This is a genomic window from Bifidobacterium sp. UTBIF-68 (assembly GCF_006408855.1).
Taxonomy (GTDB): domain Bacteria; phylum Actinomycetota; class Actinomycetes; order Actinomycetales; family Bifidobacteriaceae; genus Bifidobacterium; species Bifidobacterium reuteri.
In genome coordinates, this window is the sequence record NZ_JFAN01000013.1 from 14461 (window position 1) to 38866 (window position 24406).

The 24406-nt window shown below is 60.2% G+C and carries 9 protein-coding genes; 7 read left to right on the forward strand and 2 right to left on the reverse strand.

What is annotated here, in order from left to right:
• Positions 1-29 precede the first annotated feature (29 nt).
• A complete protein-coding gene (locus BW14_RS04060; RefSeq protein WP_140489285.1) occupies positions 30-6218 on the reverse strand; it encodes an Ig-like domain-containing protein in 6189 nt (2062 codons plus the stop codon).
• Positions 6219-6263: 45 nt separating this feature from the next.
• Positions 6264-7661, reverse strand: a complete 1398-nt coding sequence (locus tag BW14_RS04065) for a serine/threonine-protein kinase (protein WP_223847925.1) — start codon at positions 7659-7661, stop codon at positions 6264-6266.
• A 127-nt stretch (positions 7662-7788) separates the two neighbouring features.
• Here BW14_RS04065 and BW14_RS04070 point away from each other — a divergent pair, with 127 nt between their 5' ends.
• From BW14_RS04070 to pepN, 7 genes are all read left to right on the forward strand, one after another.
• On the forward strand, positions 7789-12063 hold the full coding sequence (locus BW14_RS04070) for a PD-(D/E)XK nuclease family protein (RefSeq protein ID WP_140489286.1): 4275 nt from the start codon (positions 7789-7791) through the stop codon (positions 12061-12063).
• Positions 12060-16031, forward strand: a complete 3972-nt coding sequence (locus tag BW14_RS04075) for a UvrD-helicase domain-containing protein (RefSeq protein WP_140489287.1) — start codon at positions 12060-12062, stop codon at positions 16029-16031. The genes BW14_RS04070 and BW14_RS04075 overlap by 4 nt, the downstream gene beginning before the upstream one ends.
• Positions 16032-16211: 180 nt before the next feature.
• A complete protein-coding gene (locus tag BW14_RS04080; protein ID WP_140489288.1) occupies positions 16212-17594 on the forward strand; it encodes an MFS transporter in 1383 nt (460 codons plus the stop codon).
• Positions 17595-17832: 238 nt separating this feature from the next.
• Positions 17833-18588, forward strand: a complete 756-nt coding sequence (gene dapB, locus BW14_RS04085) for a 4-hydroxy-tetrahydrodipicolinate reductase (RefSeq protein ID WP_140489289.1) — start codon at positions 17833-17835, stop codon at positions 18586-18588.
• 183 nt (positions 18589-18771) lie between these two features.
• Entirely contained in the window at positions 18772-19677 is a 906-nt protein-coding gene (gene dapA, locus BW14_RS04090; RefSeq protein ID WP_140489290.1) for a 4-hydroxy-tetrahydrodipicolinate synthase, read from the forward strand.
• Positions 19678-19743: 66 nt separating this feature from the next.
• A complete protein-coding gene (locus BW14_RS04095) occupies positions 19744-21588 on the forward strand; it encodes a ribonuclease J (protein ID WP_140489291.1) in 1845 nt (614 codons plus the stop codon).
• Positions 21589-21788: 200 nt separating this feature from the next.
• Complete coding sequence (pepN, locus tag BW14_RS04100) at positions 21789-24398, forward strand: aminopeptidase N (RefSeq protein WP_140489292.1); 2610 nt, start codon at positions 21789-21791, stop codon at positions 24396-24398.
• Positions 24399-24406: the final 8 nt, after the last annotated feature.

Below are 24406 nucleotides of genomic sequence, written 5' to 3' on the forward strand. Positions count from 1 at the left end.
GTGTGAAGTGTGATGTCGTGCGGAATGAATCAGGGATTTGATGGTCTGGGGGTTGTTTTGCTCGGGGTGTCATTGGAGATGTTCCCGTCTGCGCCGACGTTTGTCGGTGTGTTCGCCAGACCGAGAATCCATGGATGCCGTGCAAGGTCGCTGACGCTGGATGAGGCACGCAGCGACAATGGTTGTTCATTCGGAGTCGCTGGTGGTCGGGTCGTATACCGCTTTGTGGCGCCATTGTGCGTGACGGTGTTGTGATCTGCATTATGGTGTTCTTTGACGCTGATATGCCGACCGATGCCGGCATGGGGGTCGTCATCGTCATCGACACCAACGGGGTTGACGGTCGGGACGGTGCCTGTATCGGCTGATGAGGCAGCGCGCATCCCTTGGATCGTGCCGCCTTGTGCCGTGTTGTCGAGCCCCTGCAGGCCATTGTCTCCGGTCACCTTGACGCTCCATACGTATGTGGTCTCCTGTGGAAGACCGGTGACATCCAACGGTTGCCCGGGAATCCATGTGAATGGTCGGTCGTTGATGATGATCTGGATGCTTGCTGCCTTGCCGAAGGTGTTCACCGAGCCTCCGGACACATTCACCACGTGCTCATTGTCTCCCCAGCGTAATTCATATGGTGCGGTGATGGCTGCGCGGACTTGGTGGACATATGGTTGTCCTGAGGATGGTCCGCCCTCTGCGGCCGCGCTCGCCGTGCCGTTCAGTTTCTGCTGCACAGATGCATGGTTGCAGGTGGCCCAAGGCTGCATAGCGAATGAATACGATGTCTCGTCCGTGGTTTCGGCCGTGCCTATACCGTCTGCCGTGACGATGAATGATTGTGCAAGTCCCTGTCTGCTCCAGCGCACGGTGCATTGGTCGGCCGCTCCCGAAGTGCTCACGTCGGAAGGTGCTTGAATGGCGTATGCCGGCGTGAACGTGGTGGTCGCGGTTGCGCCTGTGGCATCGCGTTGTGGATTGACTGTTGCTTTTATCGTATATTCGGTGGTGTTGAGTGCGGCTTGCGGCACAGTGAATGTGGCGCTGCCGCCATTGCAGTCCACAGTGGTGTCCACGAGCTGGCCGATGACGTCGATGCCTTTGCACCCCGCGTTCCGGTTGTCGTTGGCATGCGAAGTCACTGTCACTGTGGTGCCCACGTTGGACACGGTGACGGTCGGGGCATCGGGGTCTGCCCATATGCTTGCGGGATCCGAGGCTGCGGATTCCGGCCCCCAGTTGGTCGCGTTGTGGGCTCGGACCGTTGCAGTGACCGCAGTGCCGTCCGTGATGTCGTTGGTGTTGAAATCGAATGTTGCGCTGGTGCTGGTCCCACCCGTCTCTTTGCTCTGGGTGGCCCCTGCGCCAGTGACAGTCACCGTATAGTTGTCCACTGCGCTGAAGTCGCCTTGAGGAGCGGACCAAGTGACTGTCGCTTTTCTGTTGCCTCCTTCGACGGCGACGTGCGATGGGGCGTTGGGTGCCTTATCGGGTGTGGCCGTGACGGCGACGGATGGTGCGGACCAACCGACTTCGTTCCTGGCGCTCACGGTGAATGAGTATGTCGTACCGTTGGCCAGGCCGGTGATCTGGCAGGAGGTCACTGCGCCACAGGACCGTTCACCGCTTCCTCCTCCCGTCCATTGCACTCGATAATCGGTTATCGGACTGCCGTTGGCTGATCCCGCAACCCAGCTGAGGGTAACTGCGCCGTCTTGAGCGGTACCGGCGACGGGAGAGAGCAGTGGGGTGTCCGGCTTGTCCACGACAGAAGCCGTGATGCTGCCTGTGACCTCACGTTCCTTGGACTTGGTGCCGTCTTGGACGGTGATGAGCACCGTATGCGAGGAGGCGCCGATATCGGAGGCCGCAGACAGTTCGATGATTCCTGACTTGCCGCATGCGGTCACGAACAGTTTGGATGCATCGTCTGTGCGGCAGCTGACTACGGTCAACGCCGAGTGGGGGAAGGGGTTGTATGCTCCATCTAGCATGTCCACTGTCGCGGAAGCCCCGGCTTTGATGGTGATGTCCCTGTTGCCGACGTGAGCCAGCGGTTGTGTGGATACTGCTACCCGCACAGTGAGTCCCGCATGTACGACGCCTTTGCTGTAGGTGATGGTAACCGGTACGGATGCCGTGGTGCCGGGTGCCGCGTCGATGGTCGCCGTGATGGTGAGCAGACCGGTCGAAGATACGGTGGCGGTGACCGGGCCGGATGCGATTCCGCCGGAATATGAGTATTGCTTGTCGTTTTCCTCAAGACCCGTCGGCGCATGGGTGAGAGCGGTCAGGTCGATGGTCGTCGTTGTCGCACCTGCCTCCACATCAATGGTGGGGGAGGAGAACGTGGGTGGCGGGACAGTGCGCCCGAGCACTGTGATCTGCAATGTGATGACAGCCGAATTGATGATTTTCGCCTTGGAACCGTGTTTGCCGTCCACTGCGGTGAAGGTGATGGAGGCCGGGCCGGCATAGTCCTGATCTGCGGTGAACTTCAGTGTCGTGCTGTTGACATACAGGTCGGAATTCATGGATTTGGTGGCGCTTACGGAATCGGCGTTCGTGATATACGCTTCCTTGCCGGCGCCTACACGCACATAGTCATTGATGTTGATTTCAATGGTCTCACCTGCATTGACGTTGAGCGCTGGCGCCTTGGGACGCAATGTGGGCGGAAACACGCCATAGGCCGGTACCTGTATGAACGCGGTGGAAGTGATGCCGTATGTGGTGTTGGTCACCGTGTAGGGGACGGCACGAGCCTCATCAGTGAGATCGACGGAGATGATGGTCGAATGCTTGCCTCCGGTGACTCGCGCATGGTCCGAGGCGGAGGGATGTACCGCCACGGCCAGCTCGTCGGTTGTGCCCGAGGGATTGGCGATCCATTGTGAGACATCCACGTCGACCGATCGCTTGTCTATGGTGGCCGCAGAAGGAACGCGGTAATCGTATGCCGTTGGTGGCTCTATGGGGGCTTCAGGATTGACGGTGATGCTGAGCGTCGCCGTATCCGAAAGACCTGCCTTGTCCCGAACTGTGTAGGCGATGTACGCGGTGGTGGATTCGTCCGGCGTGGTGAAGGTGATGGCGTTGTCCTGAACCGTCGCGTTGCTGACGCCTTGTGCCTGTATGGTTTGATCGACAGTCAGGTCCGTATTGTCTCCGGAGATGTCGTTCTGGGCCACCGGTACGGTGGCGGTGGTATTGGGGCGCAGGGCGATGGCGTCATCTCTTGCATAGACCCCCGAATCAGAGGTTCCTTGGAATACGCCTACGCGAATCTGTGCTTGCGCACGTTGGCCGGTCCAATCCTCTACGGCATAGGAGAAGGTGTCGGTGCCAGATGAATCCGGGTACGCCTCATAGACCAGATAGTCGGACCCGATTTCCGAAATGCGTCCCAATGAGGGAGCCTTGTTCCCCAATCCGAGTAGCTGGTCGTCATCGCCGTCCGCATCGATGCCGGTCAGGGTGATGGGAATTCGGACCTTGTGACCGGCGGCCACCTGAGCTTCGGTGTTGTGCGGGGTTGGAGGCGCCTTGCTTTCGGCATTACTGGCATGCACGGTTATGGTGATGGTGGCCGATGCCGCATTGCCGCGGTTGTCTTCCACGGTATAGGTGATGGGGAAGACGCCGGTATCCTGTGATGCCTGATATCGAACGGTGTCCGCCGAGACGAAGGCCAGGCCTTTGAATGTGTTGCTGTCATATTGCAGCTTGTTCTTCAACCGTATGGTGGTTCCGTCCGGATAGTCCACATGGTCCAGCACATCCACTGACACAATGCCGCCTGTACGTACTTGGGCATTGATATTGCCGGCTTTCGGAGTGGAAGTGGCGACGGTCAGAGCAGGTGGCTGCAATACGATGGTGCCTGTGGACGTGCCTGCGGCATTCGCCGCGATATACGTGATGGGCACGGGCGAGGTGGGTATCTGACGGGCGGTGATGTATACGCGCTTATGGCTCACCAGCCCCACTTTGATGCTTGAATCTGCCGGGGCACTCACGGAGGTGACGGATAGTATGCCGCCCATGGGGTCGACATCGTTGGAGAGAGGTTCCACAATCGCCGTATTCCCGGCACTGAGCAACGCCACGTCGTTGGCGGCGACCGGTTTCGCGGCCTCTCCGGCGACAGGTCGTACATCGACGCGCGCCAGGCCGTTGGTGGTATTCGATCCTTGGGCAATCGTATAAGGCACGTAATAGGTCCCCGGCTCGGAGGCCGTGAATGCAATCGACATGTCAGCCGTGTTGGTGGTTGTCGTCGCATTGTTCGGTGTATCCACTTGGTTGAGCTGTGCAGGCTGCACGGAAGTGCCATGCACGTATGGGACAAGGTCGATGATGGTCTCTATGCCGGGGGCTGCGGTCTTGACGACTGGATCGATGATTGCCGACAGCGTGTTTGCCGGCTTGATGGTGAAATACAGCGTGCCGTTTCCGGTGGCCTCGCCGTCGGAAACAGTGACTGTGACGCCTATTCGGCCTGAGGTCTGGGAGCCGGCGTTGAACGTCAGCTGTCCGTCTGCCCGTGTGGAGACCTGCACTTGGTCGCTGTTCTGCGGGACGGCCGAAACCAACGTCAGCGGGTCGCCGTCGGGGTCGGTGAAGCTGCCCAACGCATTGGCGTTGTAAGTTGCACCTTGCTCGATGCTGACCTCGGGGGGTGTATCGGATTGCACTGGCGCACGATTGCCTTGGTCCGTGAGCTCCACGGTCACGTTGGCGTTGGAGCTTTGGCCTCGACCATCGGAGATCTCATAGGAGAATGTCGCGGTCCCGGCGGGCGTGGAGGAGGCGTCCAATTGCAGATAGCGCCCATCATAGATGGGGGCGACTTTGACAGCTGCCCCGCTGACGGCGCTCACGTTGGTGATGCTGAGCACAGAGCAGTCCGTCTGCTCGTCATTGCGCAACACGTCAAGAATCTGCCCGCTGCCGGCACGTGCGCCTATGTGGTCGTCGGCGGCGTGAATCTCCCCGGATTGCGTGGAACACGACTTTGAGAATTCACGATGATTGTCGGCGGAATCGCTGTCGCTTTTGGTCTGTTCGGTGGTCTCGGTATGGATCCTGTTCCATTGGATTCGGATGACCTTGGTATTGCGGGCGACGTTCCATACATTGCCGGTGACCACGTCATTGAGCACGATGAGCCTGTGGTTGGTGCGGAACACCAATTCCGAGGTCCCGTCGACGGATTCGAGGGACTGCATATCGCGCTGCGATCCATTGGCCGCGCATATGCGGATATAGTTGTTCGTCTGTTGGCTCCACGCCGCATATACGCAATTGTTCATGGACGCTGGTTGGGCGGGATTGCCTGTGCCGCCTGTTTTGATGAATGTCGCTTTGTGGCTGGGGCCGAGATGGACTATGGCGAGTCCCTGCGTCGATGCGGCGGCAACCCATCCGGTTTGCTTGCCGTCTATGGAAGGTGACTGCAGGGTGAGCGGGCCTTCGGCATCCACGGTGGCTTGGCCGTCAAGGAACATCATCGTGTTTCCGGATGTGATTGCCGGGGTGTTGTCGATGACGGTGAAGCTGTCGGCAGGTTGTGGTTTTCCTCCTGATAACGATCCGATTTGCTGCGCAGATAGAGCGTGTGCATCCTTCAACATGAGTACCATGCCATCTGAGGGACGATATCCGTATACCTGTCCGGTGTCGGTCACGGCTATGCGTGCGCCAGTGCCCAGCGCCATCTGCGGGGCGGTTGTGTCCGGTGCCAGTGAATCGAGGTGGTCGGACGGCCCGGCCCATACGTTTCCGGTTCGTGTATTGAGGAACGCAAGGGTGCTTCCGCCCGACACGGCAGTGATATTGGGTGACGTATCAGTGGTGACTTCGGTGCCGAGGGTGGATGCCTTGATGGCGGTAGCACGTCTCGGTTCGGTGAGGATGGTATCGCCATTATGCTGGGCGATATCAAATCGTGGAGCCGATGACGAGATGCCCGCGTCCGCTTCCTGATTCCGGACATTGAACCGTGCGGCTTTTTGCTGATTGAGCGATGTGACCCATACGGTTCCATCATCCAATTGCACATGACTTCGCGTTGCCGCATTTACGATGATGGCCCCGACGACCAGTGTGAGCAGTACGAGAAGAGCGATCACCGGAAGGGCCCAGGATTGTTTCGCCGCAGGCGTCATGCGCCGCATGAAGGCATTCTTCCGCCTGTCCTGTTGGTGTGATGATGTGGCCATTGGCTTTCCTGAACTTTCATGTCCTGTGCACTAGCGTAGTGCGGTCTATGGGCGGACTGCGCAGGCTATGGCCGGATTCGCGGACATGTGCCTGTCGCTGCGGATGATGGAGACCTGAATGCAGGTCTGGGCGCCATCTTGAGGTGCGACCGAAATCGATGTCGCCGACGTGATAGTGGCTTGAGACCCGATGTCCGATGCATCGTTCTGTACGAATGACCAGGCGTAGCTGTCTCCCTGTTGTGGGCTTGGATTCGTCCAAGTGAACGTCACCGATGAGCCATCGACGGCATACTGGCCGGAGAGGTTCTGCGGAGAGGGAATCTGACCGTTCGCGGTGCCGGTGACGGTATCTTCGGCCTGATTGTTTTCCTTGCCCGGCATGTCCGCGTCCCGAGCATTCGCATGAGGTGCATGCGCCGAGGTGAACGACGGTGCCGCAATGATGACCGACAGGCATAAGGCGGCGATGACCGTGACCAGCGTGATTGCGATCGCGGTGCGTTTGCCCCAATGCCGGTGGGAAGGTCCGGACCCTTGATCGGTTGAGGTGCGACGTTGACGTGTGGTGTCGTCAGGGTATGCCGGTATGCCCTCTGCCGTTATCGCGGTGGTGTGCCCATATTCGGTTTGCTGAACACGCTGCATTGCTTGGGCGAATTCCAGCGCGGAGTAGTACCGCTGATCAGGTTCCTTGGCCAGCGCCTTGCCCAGTACGGATTCCACATTCGCGGGGATATCCGGTCGTTGTATGGGCGGCAATGGCGAGTTGATGATCAGGTCGGCAAGCTCTGCCTGCGTACGCGGGTGATAGGTGTGCTGATATGGCGAGTTTCCTGCCAGAAGGGCATACAACGTCGCTCCCAGGGAATAGATGTCTGCGGATTCGGATCCGTTGGAACGATGCTCTATGACTTCAGGCGGCGCCCAAGGCAGCGAAAACCCGGTATCGGTGTGGTCATAGGCGTCGGTCGAGATGCCGAAGTCGCTCAGCACTGGTACTCCCTGCGCCGTGATGAGGATATTGCTTGGTTTGATGTCATGGTGGATGATGTTGCTGCGGTGGGCGCAAAAGAGCGCTCCGGCAAGTTTGATGCCCAAATCGAGCACCTGATCGCAATCCATGGATCGCGATTGCACCTTGTCGCTATAGGAGCCCCCGGGCGCATATTCCATGACCATGTATCCGTGTCCGTCCGGGGTGATTCCGGCGTCGTAGACGGTCAGGATATATGGATTCGAAGAAAGCCTGGCCGTGAAGTTGGCCTCTCTGTGGAACGTGACCGCGGATGCGGAATCCAGTGCGGCATTGCTGACCTTGATGGCGACGGGGCGTTGCGGCATCTGTTGGTTGTAGAGGAAGACCGTTGCGGCGGCTCCGGAACCCAGCTGCTGCACGACATCATAGCCTGGCAGTTGCGGTGGTGCTATGGCAGTGGACATCAGAGCCTCCCCCTTGACGCTGGAATCATTGTTTCCCCCTGTGTGTTCAGGATACTGCCAGCATACGTGCATTCCTCAGGTGAGGTAAAAATTTTCCCTCTCGAAAAACAGGGCTTAGGCTTGAATCATGAATGAGAACCTGAACCCTGCAAGGCTGATTGATGAGCTCGAACGCGATGGCGCCTCGAGATTGGTGATAGGCGTGCCTGATGCGGGGAAAACGGAGTATGCCCTGCAGGTGATGCTTGAAGGCCTGCGCAGATATGGTGCATCCTGCGTGGTCATGACGGTCTCCAGCCGTGTCGTCGCCGACAGTCTGGGCAATCGTGTCATTCGCGAGTTGGGGGCGTCGGATCAGGTCAGGCCGGTCACCACGATTGGAGCGGTGGCGTTCCGTGTCATTGCATCGTCGCATGCGGCGCAAGGTCTTCCCGCGCCGCGCCTATTGAACGGAGCCGAGCAGGACGCGTTGCTGAGACGGGTGCTGGCTGTGCACGTAGGTCATGCGGTCGCGGGAGATGATTGCGGCACGTGCACGCTGTTGCGCGATTATTTCGCTCAGGCGCAATGGGCGTCCTTGGTAGTGGACGATCATGGGGCAGTGTCGGGCGGGTCGACCAGTGCCGATGTGTTTATGCAGGGCATCTCAGACACGTTTGTCAGCCAACTGCGTGACATGCTGGCGCGATTGGATGAACTGGGGGTCGGGCCTCATGAGGAGCCGGCTTTGCTGGATGCGGTTGCCGCCGATGACAGGCTGACGGTGCAATGGCGTCTGGCTTTTGCGCTTCGTCGGGAATATATCGAGGCTCAGCGTCAGGCGTATCCCGGTCAATACCGTGTGGATGCGTCATACCTGTTGGTGGATGGTGCGCGTGCAGTTCATGGAATACGCGCCTCGCATGTCAGTCAGGATGCCGTGGACATTCCCCGGTTGGTGGTGGTGGACGATGTGCAGGACATCACGTTGGCCGGTCTGCGTTTTCTGGAGGAGCTGCACCAGTCCGGGGTGTCGATAGTGCTGATTGGCAATCCGGATGAGGCTGTGCAGACTTTCCGTGGATCGTATCCGGAATATGTGATCCGGCGAGCCGTCACGGGCCCTCTGCAAGCGGTGGCGTTGCCCCTGCAACGGGACGTGGCTCCTGACCGGCATGAGGGCTACGCCGATGTGGTTGCATCACGGGTGTCGCTCTCCATCCCCTCTGAAGAGGAGGAGGAACTGCCGTTGTCACGACGCCCGGGCAAATTGGTTGCAGCATTGCGGGTTGCATCCCAAACTGGGCTGGAGCATGACGGAACAGTGCAGACCGGGCTCTACCGATCCGCCCGCGAAGAGCTTGATGACGTGGTGTGGCGCATCAAAAGAGCACATCTTGACCGACGGGTCCGATGGAACGATATGGCTGTCATTGCACACGACAATGCCACTGTGCGGTCGTTCGGCGAACGGTTGCGGCGCGATGGCGTGCCGGTGCGTTACTCTTCGGTCACGCGTCCATTGAAGGATGAATCCTTCATACAGGGGCTGTTCGCCTTTATCGAGCTTGCTTATCTGCGCATGGAAGGCATGAGTCGTCGTGACGGGCAGAATGGATGGCGCGGCATGGGGCTGACACGTACGGCTGCATATGTGCGGGCCCGCGTGAACACCATAATGAACAGTCCGCTCATCACTACAGGAACGAGACCCGGACAAGGCGGGCCGGCTCGCCTCGCACCTGTCGAATCCGCCATGGATGCTTTGGAATCATTGGCACCGGTAGCAGATCAGGATGCCATGTTGTCTGAGTTGGTCCATGGTTGGGAATCACTGATGTCGATGATGTCGGGGACGTTCCGGAAGGGACAGGATGAGTCTGAGACCCTGTCCGCGGGCATACCCGATTCCACTGCTGGGAGAAGCGACGGTATGACGGCGGAATCAGACGCGGTGGAGGACGCCGGTCAGACCGCCGAATCCGGACAGCCATTGATTCAGGTTGATGATGCCCTGGTCGAAGATGGTGCCGTCTCGCAGGACGAGCTTGGTTTCGGGTCTGATGCGCTGTTCGTGATGTTGGCATTGGATGATGAGTCGGCACCGGCAGCTTCAGTGCTTGCCGCGATCGACGCCGTGCTTGGTGGCAATCCACAGTCGCGTGCATTCAGCCGTGTGTGGCGGATGGTCGCGACAATATGCGCACAACTTCGCGCGTTGCCATACGACCAGCGCGAGAATCCCGGCAACGTGCTGTCCATCGCATGGAATGCTGTCGAGGTGGCGTCTGCTTGGCAATCAACGGCACTCCTCAACACGGCAGACGGCCGTGTCGCCAATGACCGGTTGGATGCCGCCATGCGACTGTTCCAATTCGCGACGGACTCCAGTGCGAGCGCAACCATCAGGGGCTTCATGACACAGGTCCGCACGATGCAGGTGCAGGCGGACTCCTTGGCGCACGTGGGCCCGGTGGAGGATGCGGTGACGCTTGCCACGCCTGCCGGTGCGTCCGGACGACATTGGCCGTACGTGTGGATTCCTGCTCTGCAGGAAGGTGTCTGGCCGAATCTGGCTGGGCGAAACACCATGTTCGGCGGTGAGGAACTGGTCGAGCTGGTCCTGCGTGGCGCGCTGGCAGCGGCCGATGGCACGGGTCATGACCCGCGATTCGTGGCCGTGTTGTCGGGGGAGAAGAAGAGCTTCCTGGTCGCATTGACCCGAGCGACGCGGCAAGTGACCGTAAGCGCAGTGTGGAACGACAAGTCCAGTCCCTCTGATTTCCTGTTCGGTTACTTGCCGGAGATGTATTCCCGCGACAAAGAGCAGTCGCGATTCACGGAGGTCGGCAATCGGCAAGACGGCGTTGAATCAGATGCGTGGTTCGGACTTGATGGCGATCCCCGTGGACTGGTGGCCATTGCGCGAGTGGTGCTGTCATCGGCGGCGGAAGACTCCGATGAGCTGAATGACGCGGCCGCTGCGCTGGGCATATTGGCGGCGCATGGCATCGCCGCCGCTCATCCGGATGATTGGCCGTTTGTGCGGCAATACAGTACACCGGATGCGGCGCCATCCATATACGGGAATACCGATGATTCGACTTCGGCATCCGATCATGATCAAGACGATCACGCCAATCGGCAGGCCGATGGTCGGCTTCGGTCCCCTGATGACGGCGCCCCGGTGGTGACACTGTCCCCCTCCGCAGTCGACGGTTTATGGGCTTGCCCGGTGTGCTGGATGCTTGAACACCAGTTCGCCGGTCCGCAGCCGGGGTCGGTGAACGCTGGTTTCGGCACACTTATCCATGCCGTGGCTCAGCAGGGGAGCGAAGAACGGCTCGATCACCTCCATGACGACGACGAAGTGTTGCGTGGATTGGGGTTGAACGCTTCCTCGACCTCCGAACAACGCGTTCAGGCCGTCGCCGAAAGGCTTGTCGAGATCTATCGGGGCAAACGTCCCGATCCCGATGCCATAGCGGATGTCCAAGAACGGTATCGGGCCATCCGGAAAGACGATTCGGCGTCCGACATGTTGAAACACATCGCAAGCTATTTCGTCCAAGGTGCAGAGAACTCCTATCTGGAGAAGAATTCCAGCAAGTTCTCCATCGGCACATTGGTCCAGGCTGATTGCGAGCTGCCCTTCAGCGCGCGTTTCGGATTCGACGATATCCTCGCTGCATACAATGCAGTGCCCGGCGTGCATGCGATTGACCGTGACACCTTGATTGCGTTGATGGGCGAGCTGGTCGGTGGGTGGCCTGAGGGCGTGGACGGGAACATGACGGTGCGACTTTCCGGCCGCATCGATCGCATGGAGACGCGTCGGATCGCGGACGGAGAGGAGATCAAGCGCCTGATTGATTACAAGACAGGCGCGGTGCCGAGCGGGAAGCAGATCTTCAACGATTTGCAGCTGGTGTGCTATCAGCTGGGACTGGTATTCCCCGAAGGCGGGCCGCGTGGAGCGGCGGCATTGCGAAAAGCGCCTCGAATCGAGCAGAGCGAATTGTTCCACGTCGCCAAGAACCTGGCACCTGCACAGAGCTTCGCGCCCGAAGGCATGTTCCAGCCGCCGCTGTTTACCAAGGGCAGCCTGAACGCCGAACCGTTTACCGTGCGCTATCATTACGCATCTCCGTCGGCGTGGTATGACATGCCCGTTCTTTGCGCCGAACAGCGTCCTGAGCATGTCGGTGAAGCGGCGTGGGAACAATGCATGAGTCTGAATGGTACTCAGGCCATATGGTCGCTGACCATGATCGCCCGCGTATTCTATGCCGCGGCCGCGAGCCGGTCGATTCATCTTGACGCGCACCCCCAATCCGAACACGTCAGATTCTGCCGTATGGGCAATGTATGCCCGGCTTGCGCTCGGCAGGTCGACACCGTATTTGAAACGAGGCAAGCATGAGTACCTTCACACCAAGTGCCGAGCAGGCCGCCATCATCAATGCTCCTGCAGATGCCGACGTGCTTGTGGTGGCGGGTGCCGGCTCCGGCAAAACCTTCACCATGACGCAGCGCATCATCGCATTGATTGGTCAGGGGGCGGCTCCGGAGCGGATTCTCGGCCTGACGTTCACGCGCAAAGCCGCAGGGGAACTGTTGGACCGTGTCTCGTCCGCAGTCTCCGGCCAATCCGTTGCAAACGCCGTGAACGCAGAGAACGCCGATGCGCATCATGAGGATATCGGGCGTCCCTCGTCATGGGACAGGTCATTCCTGAAGCCGTCGATCTTCACCTATGACGCTTTCTTCCAGACGTTGGTCAGTCAGTATGGACTGCTGGTCGGCTTCGACCAGAACACCCAACCGCTCAGCGAAGCGGGCGCACTGCAACTCGCCGTTGAGGTGATCGACCGACATATGGATTCGGCAATGGCGGGGGACTTCGGTTCGTTCGCCAATCTCGCCAAACAGGTCATCGAGCTGTCAGGCGCCATCGGCAGCGCCATGATTGGCACGGGGTGTGCGGATTTCGATACGGCCGTGAAGCGGGTCAAGCGTTGGGACACTGCGTTCATTGAGGTTCTGGAGCGCAATATAGGCGAGGAAACCATGCCGGAAAGCGAGCCGCGCATTCCGTCCATAACCAGACGCAAGAAAGACAGTGACGCTGATTGGCGGGCCAAAATAGAGGAACGTGCCGAACGATTGCATGCCCGATGCGTGTACCATTGCGGTGAATTGCTCGCCGCCACGCGCAAACGTGACATACTGTTGGAACTGGTGCAAGCCTATGCACAGGCCAAACGAGCGCGGAATATGGCGGAATTCTCCGATTTCACGATTGCCGCATATCAGCTCATCGAACGTTTCCCCTCCATCGGCGAGCGGGTGCGACGTCGGTACAGCCATGTGCTGCTGGACGAATATCAGGACACCTCCACCACGCAGGCGGCATTGATCGCCGCACTGTTCCACCCGGACGACGACAATCATTGTGCGGTCAACGCGGTAGGTGACCCATTCCAGTCCATTTACGCATGGCGTGGGGCGAGTCCAGGCGCGTTCCGCATGTTCCAGCGTGATTTCCATATGGCGCAAGACGTCGCACCGTTCCCGCTGTCCATCACGCGACGTAACAGCAGGATCGTGCTGGAGGCAGCCAACGACCTGACGCTTCCGCTGCGTTCCACGCCGTTGCGCCTTTCCAGCTCGCTGATGCATGAAGTCGACGTTCCCGCGCTCGGCGCCATGAGCGATGCCGAGGAAGGCACGATGGGCGTGCTCGGGTTCGACACGGCAGGACAGGAGATCGATGCCGTCGTCCGGTTCTGCGCTGCAGCCGTAAACCGCTACGGAGAGAAGCGGCAACATGGAACCGGGGCACAGGCGGAACAGGGCGCCGGACAACGGGTGCATGTGGCCGTGCTGTTTAGATCGAAAACGCGTATGCCCCTCTATCAGGAGGCCTTGGAACGTGCGGGACTGACCACATTTGTCGTAGGCTATTCGGCCTTGCTGGACCGTCCGGAAATCCGGGACGTGCTGGCGCTGCTGCATGTGGTATCGGACCATACCGACACAGGCTCGCTGATGCGTTTATTGGCCACGGCTCGGTTCAACATGTCGGCGTCCGATCTGACCGCACTGGCCCGCATCGCGGAGAATCTCAATACACAGCAGCGTTTCCGGGCTCTGGTGGAAGCCGGATTGGCTGACGCCGATACACCGGAAGCCGAACGTGCCGATGTGGTGCGCGAACATCGCGATCAGGTGGCCAATGCGGTGTTCGTCCCCGACCTACTATTGCGCAACGATACGCCTGCGAGCTGGGAGGGAATGAGCGAGCCGGGGCGTCGTGCCGTTCGGCAGGCGGCACAGGCGGCGCAACAGGTGCATCGTGCCATCGGACATCCTCTTGCGGATGTCGTCAGAACCGCCATCGAGGCTTTGAACCTTGATATCGATACGGTCGTAGCGAACGCATTGCGCGACCCCGGTCATCAGGTCAATCCCACACTGGCGCGAACGCCGATGAACACCATCGTGGATTTGGTGGATACCTATACGCAGGAACTCGCCCCTGACCAGACGCCATCATTGCGTGGATTCATCACATGGGTCGATTACCTGAGCAGCGTGGAGGACGAGGCGGCGAGCCTGCCTCCGGCTCCCGTGGATGTGGAATTGATGACCGTGCACCAGTCCAAAGGACTGGAGTGGGATGCCGTGGCCATAGGGGGCATGACTGCGGGCGGATTCCCCAGCAATCAAGGCGATCACCTTTCGGTGACATTGGACGACAATCATCCGGGAGGCACGGAACAGGGGCACTGGGTGGCCCCGGAATACCAAGAGACCGCAGACTCGTGGCTGACCAACCCCGTGGCCGTCCCGGTTCCCATGAGAGCCGACGCCGCCATCCTGCCACGATTCCCGCACGATGCCGATGTGGACGCAGACCCAGTGGAGTCCTTGGAATCCTTGGAAGATGTCGAGCTCATCGATGATGAGGCGTTCGGATCGATGCGTCAATACGGTGATGGGGTCGATGAGGTGGATCCGGCAGGATGGTATCTCACACAGGCCGAAGAATACGGACGAAGACTGCATGCCGACGAACGTCGACTCGCCTATGTGGCATTGACGCGTGCCAGATATGATGCCATGCTGACCTATTGCCGTCATTCGAGCGAATTGAGTCGGGATGCATCGGCGGCGAGTGCTCGATCGCATGCTGCCAAACCGTCCAATTTCTGGCTTGAGGTCCATGATGCCCTGCACGCTCATGAGCATATGGTCGATGCCGGAGAGTTCGTGGAGCGACTTGGCGATGCCGTGGCGCTTGTCTCCACGCAAGGGGAGCGCATGGCTCCGCCGGACGGATTCTTCGCGGGGGAGCATGCCGAGGAATACTGCGAGACAGTGGTAGGCGAGGCGTGGCGCACCCCATTGGAACAGGAAAGCCGTGTCGTGGACTTGCAATGGCCGGTTTCGTTGAGCGCGGATGTCGAACGGCGCTTGCATCGCGGAACCGCTGAGGCCCGGCATGCCATCGCCATTGCCAAGTCCATGATGGCGACTGATGTTGGTGCCGCCGGCAAGACACCTTCCAGAGGCGCCGCCCCTTCCGATGGGTCGTATCAACGATCCACTGCGGCGTTGATATGCGGACCATTGTCGCAACGCGCGCAATTGCTGGCCGACGATGTCGATTTGATGGCGGATACGTTGGAGGGCGAGGCGCTGGATCGGGCAGTCAAGGCCCGAGCGCAGCGTATCCTCGCATCCGGGCGGCAGAACGTCACCGGTCTGCAGGCCAGGGTGGGTGGCATGAGCGCACGGGAGGAACGCTCCTATTGGCGTTATGTGGTGCGCCCGATCCCGCGCCTTTCCTCACCGGTTGCGCAGGCGGGCATCCGTTTCCATGACTGGGCCGAGCACTTCGTCGACGCTGCCGCGGATGGCATGCAGACGCCGCCGGACCTGCCTGCTGCGGAGCATCAGGACATCCGGGACTGGTGCATCAGGCTCTCGCAATCACGGTGGGCCATGCGCAGGCCGTTGTGGGCCGAGCGTTCGATCGTCGTGGACATACCTACAATCGGCATCGTCAACGGGAAGCTGGACGCGGTGTTCGAGGGCGGCCTTAACGCCTCCGATACGTCGAAGCGCTTCACCGTGGTCGATTGGAAAACCGGCAGACGACCCTCGCGCCCCGAGGACATCGAGCGCAAACTCGCCCAGCTGGATATGTATCGGCTGCTGCTCTCCGTGGTGGAGGACGTGCCGCTGGATGCTATCGACGCCACCCTCTACTATGTCAGTGAGCCTCAGGAAGGCTTGCGCGAGCTGCATGCCCGCGACAAAACCAAACAGGAAATCCTTACCGAGTTGAGCTCCGGAATTCCCGAACAATCTGACAACGACTAGACCTCGACATGGTCTATGACATGGGTGCATACAGGGGCGGCGGATGGACGCCGCCCATCGCATACACCGCTATGTCCGCGGGAGAAACGCGCCGCGTGACGTTGCTCGGGAACCGCTACCCTCGGAAGGCACGTGTGGGCGGGCGCACGTGCCGGAGAACCCACCAGTAAGGAGCATTACGTGTCTACGGCTCGAGCTGTTACCAAGTCGTATCCCACCCCTTCGCCATATCGGCGTCTGTTCGCATTGCCCGGCACCAAGGCGTTCTGCGTCTCCGGTGCCGTGGCCCGTCTGCCGATCTCCATGATGAGCCTCGGCATCGTGCTGGCATTGAATCATCTGTACGACAATTGGACCATCGCCGGCACCATGAGCGCGGTATATGTGCTCGCCATGTCCTGTGTCACACCGTTCTACGCGCGTGCGTTCGACCGGTTCGGACAAGCTCGTGTCGGACGGCTGGCGCTCGCCGTCCAGATCGCGGCCATGCTGGGATTCGCGTTTGCCGCGCTGGTTCGGGTGCCCATTGCGCTGCTGTTCGTGCTGGCCATCATCATGGGGCTCACGCAGTTCTCGTTCGGCGCATTGGTCAGAACACGATGGTCATATGCCTTGCGCAACGTGGAGGACGGCGAGCAGCTGCTCAACACCGCATATGCCATGGAGGCTGCCATTGATGAGGTCGTGTTCATCCTGGGGCCGATCCTTGCGGCATGGCTGGCCACCTCGGTGCATCCGGTATCCCAGCTGTTCGTGCCTACACTCGCATGCGGCATCGGCGGAACCATCTTCTTCTCGCTGAAATCAACCCAGCCCCGCCTCCTTGTGGAGACGGTGGCCGTCGACGCCGCATCGGACCGGCGGCGTCAGGCATCAGATGCCACGATGGGCAATGGCACCAATGGCGCCGGCGGCACCGGTGGCGCCGCTGGCACCGCGCCGGTCGCCGACCAGCTGACGCTGCGCCAGCTGAAAACGCAAGGCGCCAAGCCCAGAAGCGCCTTGCTCTATGCGGGAGTGCTGCCGTTGCTTGCTGTGTTCATCGTGTTCAACATGAGCTTCACCTCATTCGACGTGTCGATCACCGCATCCATGAAGGCGCTTGGCCTCGAACCGTTCCTGGGCCTCCAGCTGGCCATGTTCGCGCTGGGATCGTGCATCGGCGCCCTGGTTTTCGGTTCGCGTCAGCTCAAAGGCTCACATTGGGCGCACATGGTGATGTTCCTCGCACTACTCACCGTGGGATACGTGTTCTTCCGCATCACCATGGACAACCTTCTTCTGCTCGGACTGGTGGAGATACTCGCCGGTCTGACAGTGTCGCCGCTGTTCGCCACCGGCAATCTCATCGTCAAGGATCTGGTGCCTGCTCAATCCCTGACCGAGGGACTGAGCTGGGTGACCACAGCAGGTACTGTAGGCACTTCGATTGGATCGTCGGTGGCAGGCATCGCATTGGATGCGGCCGGTCCGCATGTCGGCATGATGCTGCCGTTCCTGTTCACGCTGGCGGCGGTGCCCCTTGCCCTGGTGGGTTGGTGGCTCGCCAGACGGCGTGATTGACGATAGTGGATGACCGGCTGGCATGGCGGTTTCGTCGATCTCCGGTCTGTTGATGCCGTTGCGTTCGTCGCAGCCGGTGTCGCCGCGTCCGACACGCCACAGCCGGTGTCGCCGTGTTCGTCATATTGAACATTCGTGTGGCGCGCACGCTGTCCAGTGATAGGCTGGTTGCCGTTTACCGGCAATACAACGGCAATACAGCAAGCAATACGCGCCTGACCTGAAACAGGGGGTAGACATGATCAGAGTTTCCGTAGTCGGTGCCAAGGGCCGTATGGGTTCGCATGTGGTCGAGGCGGTGAACAACGCCGAAGACACACAGTTGGCCTTGGCCTTGGACGCAGGTGATGATCTGACGCAGATCGATGCCGACAACACCGACGTGGTGGTGGAATTCACCGTGCCCAGCGTCAGCCTGAACAATGTGCTCACCCTCATCGGTCAGGGCGTGGATATCGTCGTCGGCACCACCGGTTGGACTGACGAGAAACTGTCTCAGGTCAGGGACGCCATCGCCCAAAGTCCCAAGCCCCTGACGCAGAAGGTGTTCATCGCCCCGAACTTTGCTATTTCCGCCGTATTGGCCGATTACTTCGCCGTCAAAGCGGCCAAGTACTTCGAATCCGCAGAGGTCATCGAACTGCATCATCCTACCAAGGTGGATGCGCCATCCGGCACCGCCATCCACACCGCACGAGGCATCGCCGAGGCGCGCAAGGCCGCCGGGCTGGCTCCGGTGCCGGACGCCACCGAAACCGACGGCGGTTCGCGCGGCCAGGTCATCGACGGCATCCATGTCCATGCCGTCCGCCTGCGCGGGCTCAACGCACATGAGGAGGTGCTGTTCGGCAATGCGGGAGAGCAGCTGACCATCCGTGCGGACAGCTTCGACCGCACCAGTTTCATGCCGGGAGTGCTGCTCGCCGTACGCAAGCTCGCTTCCGACGCCCCGGCCGGCCTGACCGTCGGGCTCGATCACTTCCTTGATCTGTGATTCGGCGGACGCCGGTTCGCAGATCATCGAACAACGCACGTGCGACGCCCCGGCTGGTTACCACTCGGCCCTTCACGTGCGCCATCGCTGTTGCAGCGATTTATTCGTCGCCGCAGCAGCGCAGACAATCGCATCAATGAATCAATAAGATAAGAGTCCACAATGGGAAGTACGGTGAACACTATGAGCGAGCATGATATGCATCTTCTTGACCCAGCGCCTTTCGGTCGTATTCTGCCGGCGATGGTCACGCCTATGAAGGCGGATGGCAGTGTCGATTTCGATGCGGCGACCGCGCTCGCCAAGCATTTGGTCGCGGACGGTGCAGACGGTCTGGTGGTCAACGGCACCACCGGTGAATCGCCTGTCACCCACATGGAAGAGAAAGTCGAACTGGTCAGGGCCGTCAAGGAGGCCGTGACCGTTCCGGTGATTTCCGGAGCCGGCTCCAACGACACCGCTCATACGGTTCGCATGGTCGAGCAGACCCAGGAAGCGGGCGCCGACGCGGTGCTCGTCGTCATGCCGTATTACTCCCGTCCTTCACAGGACGGTGTCGTCGGTCATTACAAAGCCGTCGACGAATCAGCCGAGAAGCCGATCATCATCTATGATGTCCCCGGCCGTACCGGTTTGAAGGTCAAGGTCGAGACATACGACCGTCTGGCCGAACTTGAACACGTCAAGGCTGTCAAGGACGCCACCGGCGATCTTGCAGCCGCAGTGGAGAAGCAGCAGCGCACAGGTCTTGCCTGGTATTCCGGCGATGACGGCCTGTTCCTGCCGTTCCTTTCCATTGGCGCCGTCGGCATCATCTCCGTGATCGCCCACGTCGCCTCCAACCCCATGCAGCAGCTTGTCCAGGCATTCGACCGTGGCGATATCACCACTGCCCGTCGTCTTGCCAACCAGCTTGCGCCTCTCGTCCACGCGTTGAACGGTGACGGCTATCAGGCCGTCATGGCCAAGGCCGCGCTCAAGGTCAAGGGTTACATTCCCTCCACCGTCATGCGTCTGCCGAATATCGGGCCCGACGCCACTCAGCTCGATAAGGCTGAAGAGGGTATGCGCGCTGCCGGACTGCTGTAACGGGTTGCCAGCCCGCCGCCCCTGCATGACAGAGCAGAGGCATAACAACAGAAAATCCAAGAAGATATGGCACAAGAACACAAGAACACAACCAGAAACAGCAATTCACGCCGCCGCAGCTCCAACCGCAGGAACAACAGGAGCGACGGCGGCCGCACCCCGTCCCGCAAGATCAATCAGGCACCTACCGCTCCCCAGCAGGATGCCGTGCTGATTGCGCCTCCGAAGTACCGCAAGGGCTCCATGCGCATCACGCCGCTCGGTGGCTTGGGCGAAATCGGCCGTAACATGAACGTGATCGAATACAACGGTCACCTGCTGCTCATCGACTGCGGTGTATTGTTCCCCGAGGAGGAACAGCCCGGCGTCGACCTGATTCTGCCTGACTTCAGCTACATCAAGAACCGTCTCGACAAAGTGGACGCTCTGGTGCTGACCCATGGCCATGAAGATCATATCGGCGGCGTGCCGTACCTGCTTAAGCTCCGTCCGGACATCCCGCTGATCGGTTCCAAGCTGACGCTCGCCTTCGTGGACGCCAAGTGCAAGGAGCACCATCAGAACCCCACCAAGGTGGAGGTGACCGGCCGTGAGAAGCTCAAGGTCGGTCCCTTCGACCTCGAATTCGTCAATGTGACCCATTCCATCCCGGACGCCCTCGCCGTCTATGTCAAGACCCCGGCCGGATCGCTGATCGATACGGGAGACATCAAGCTTGACCAGCTTCCTCTTGACCACCGCATCACCGATCTGGTGGAATTCGGCAAGATCGGCGAAAAAGGCGTGGACCTGCTGATGATGGACTCCACCAACGCTGAGGTTCCCGGTTTCGTCAAGCCGGAGACCTCCATCGGTCCGGCACTGGACCAGGCGTTCGCTCAGGCAACGCGCAAGATCATCGTGGCAAGCTTCTCCTCCCATGTGCATCGCGTGCAGCAGGTGGTGGACGCCGCCCACAAGTACGGCCGCAAAGTCGTGTTCGTCGGACGTTCCATGGTGCGCAACATGTCCATCGCAGCCGATCTCGGCTACTTGCACATTCCCGAAGGCACCGTGGTCGACCTCAAGCAGGCCAACGACATTCAGGACGACAAGCTCGTCTACATGTGCACTGGTTCCCAAGGTGAACCGATGGCGGCCCTCGGCCGCATCGCGGACGGCAACCACCGTGACATCCACATCAACGAGTTCGATACGGTGATTCTCGCCAGCTCCCTGATCCCCGGCAACGAGCACGGCGTCTACAAGGTGATCAACAAGCTCGTGCAGCTTGGCGCCAAGGTGGTCAACCGTGATAACGCCGCCGTGCATGTGTCCGGTCACTGCAATGAGGGTGAGCTGCTGTACATGTACAACATCGTCAAGCCCAAGTGCGCCATGCCTATCCACGGTGAGAACCGCCATCTGGTGGCCAATGGCCTGATCGCGGTCAAGACCGGTGTCGATCCGCAGAACGTGGTATTGGCGGAAGACGGCGACGTGGTCGACCTCTATCATGGCAAGGCCGCGGTCGTCGGCTCCGTGCCGTGCGGCTACGTGTATGTCGATGGTGATTCGGTGGGCGAGCTGACCGACGAAGAGCTGGAGAAGCGCCGCATCCTCGGCACCGAGGGCTTCGTCTCCGCGTTCGTGGTGGTGGACACCGACAATCGCGAGGTCGTCACCGGACCGAAGATCTATCTGAACGCCGTGGCCGAAGACGAAAGCGAATTCGACCGGGTCCGCGGCCAGATCGTCGAGCAATTGAACGACGCGATGATGCAGGGCACCAAGGACACGTACAAGCTGCAGCAGATCATGCGCCGTACGCTTGGTGGCTGGGTCGCCCGACAGCTGCACCGCAAGCCGATGATCGTGCCCGTCGTGGCCGATATCGCCCAGGACGTCGAAATCGCCGACAACAACCAGTAGTCGTCAATAGTCCATGGACAGCCATCGGCAGAAGGCCAGCAGTCACCAGTAGTTATCAGCCTCCGGCGCGTATCCACGTGATACGCGCCGCAAGCATACCGAACAACCAATAATCCGGTTCATCGATTTCGTACGAATCCGAACATCCGAACATATGAATCCGAACAACACAGGTACGAGCATAAGGAGTATCGCACAGCATGCCCGGTTCTAATCTGACCCGCGTTGAGGCCGAGGAGCGCAAGGCGGTAGTCGAAGCGCCGATTCACTATCATGTCGATCTTGACTTGACGGTCGGCCCGAAGAACTTCGGTTCCAAGGCGCTGATCTGTTTCAATGCGCAGGAAGGCTCATCCACGTTCCTGGACCTTATCGCCGATGAGGTCACCGCCATCGAGCTCAATGGCACGCCGCTGGATCCGGCAAAGGCGTATCAGGACAACCGCATCGAGCTGACCGGTCTGAAGACCAAGAACGAAGTGACCGTCACCGCCCTGTGCCGGTACTCCAACACCGGCGAAGGCCTGCACCGTTCAGTGGACCCGTCGGACGGCAACATCTACCTCTACTCCCAGTTCGAGGTCCCGGACGCCCGCCGTGTCTATGCCGTCTTCGACCAGCCTGATCTCAAGGCCACGTTCGATTTCAAGGTGCTCGCGCCGGCCAGCTGGATCGTGACATCCAACATGCCGGAGGCAAGCGTTGAGGATGATCCGCGCGAAACCCTCGACGGCACGTTGGGCGAAAAGCCGAACGAGACCAGCCGTCTGTGGAAGTTCCAGCCGACTCCGGTGATGAGCTCCTACCTGACCGCAATATGCGCCGGTCCGTACGCGCAATGGCATACCGAATACCACAACGAGGACGGCCGTACCGTGCCCATGGCCCAGTACTGCCGCCAGTCCCTGGCCGAGGCCTTCGCCAAGGATGTGGACTACCTGTTCGACATCACCAAGAAGGGCTTCGCCTTCTACGCCAAGACCTGGGGCGTGCCGTACCCATACGCCAAGTTCGACCAGATCTACGTGCCTGAATACAACGCGGGCGCCATGGAGAACATCGGCATGGTCACCATCCGTGACTCCTACGTGTTCGAATCCAAAGTGACCGACGCTCTGGCCGAGCGCCGTGTGGTGACCGTGCTCCACGAGCTGGCGCACATGTGGTTCGGCGATTACGTGACCATGAAATGGTGGAATGACCTGTGGCTCAACGAGTCCTTCGCCGAGTTCACGTCCACATTGGCCACCGCCGAAGCCACCGAATGGCATGACGCCTGGGCCACCTTCTGCTCCGGCGAGAAGAGCTGGGCGCTGCGTCAGGATCAGCTGCCTACCACGCACCCGATCGTCGCGCCGATCAACGATCTGAACGACACCTATGTGAACTTCGACGGCATCACCTATGCCAAGGGCGCCTCCGTGCTCAAGCAGCTCGCCTTCTACGTAGGCCGCCAGCAGTTCTTCGCCGGCATCAACAACTACCTCAACCGTCATGCCTACTCCAACGCCACGTTGGCCGACCTCCTGCACGAGCTGGAGAATACCTCCGGACGCGACCTCAAGGCCTGGAGCGCCAAGTGGCTGGAGGAATCCGGCATCAACACCATCGCCGCGAGTGTCCAGGAGGGCAGGAACGGTACCATCGCCGAGCTGAAGCTCACGCAGACCGCACCCGCCGAGCATCCGGTATTGCGTCCGCACCGTCTGGCCGTCGGCTTCTACAACGAAGACAAGGCCAGCGGCACAATCGTGCGCACCGACCAGTTCGAGCTGGACGTGGACGGCGAGACCACACTGGTCCAGTCGGCGGAGGGCAGGAAGCGCCCCGCATTCATTCTGGTGAACGACGACGACCTCACCTACACCAAGATTCGTTTCGACGCCGAATCCCAGGCGTTCGCCGAAGCCAACCTGCATCGATTCGGTGATGCCCTGGCTCGTGCGGTGACCTGGCTGGCCTTCTGGGATATGACCCGTGACGGCGAGTTCCCGGCCGAACGGTTCGTCGACATGACCCTGCGTCTGCTGGCCACCGAAACCGAATCCACCACATTCCGTTACGCCCTCGCCTGCATGAGCACCACCGCCCACCATTACGTGGCCCCGGCCCGCCGTGAGGAGGTTCTTCGTCACGTCGCTGCCGAACTGTGGACCCTGGCCAATGCCGCGGAGGCGGGATCGGACACCCAGTTCCAGCTCATCACCGCCTACCTCGGCTATGGAGAGGAGGGCGATGCCGCATTCGCCGCCAACGCGCACGGTCTGCTGGACGGCACAGTGACGCTTGAAGGCCTTGACATCGACAACAACTTCACCTGGACGATCGTCAACGCGCTGGCTTCCGTCAATGAATTCGGCGACAGCGACATCGAGGCGCAGCTCGCCAAGAGGGACACCACCGAAAACCGTGAGTTCGCGCTTGGCGCCCGCGCGGTCAAGGCCACCGCCGAGGCCAAGGAATGGGCCTGGAACGAGGCGCTCAACAACAGCGAGCTGACCAATGCGCAGCTTGAGGCCGTCGCTCGTGGATTCTCCGCCACGCCGCGCCCCGATCTCGCCGAGCCGTTCGCCGCCAGGTACTTCGAGACGGTGGATTGGATCTGGGCCAACAAGACATACCATATGGCGGAAGCTCTGTTGAACGGACTGTATCCCGGATATGCCGATCCTGCCACCCTGACCAAGCTGGGCGATGCATGGCTGGAGGAACACTTCGCCGCGGACAATGCGCTGAAGCGCTTGATCGTGGAGAATGTGGCCTCCTCGCATCGCACGCTCGCAGTGCGCGACTACAACGCCGCCCTCTGACACGGTGG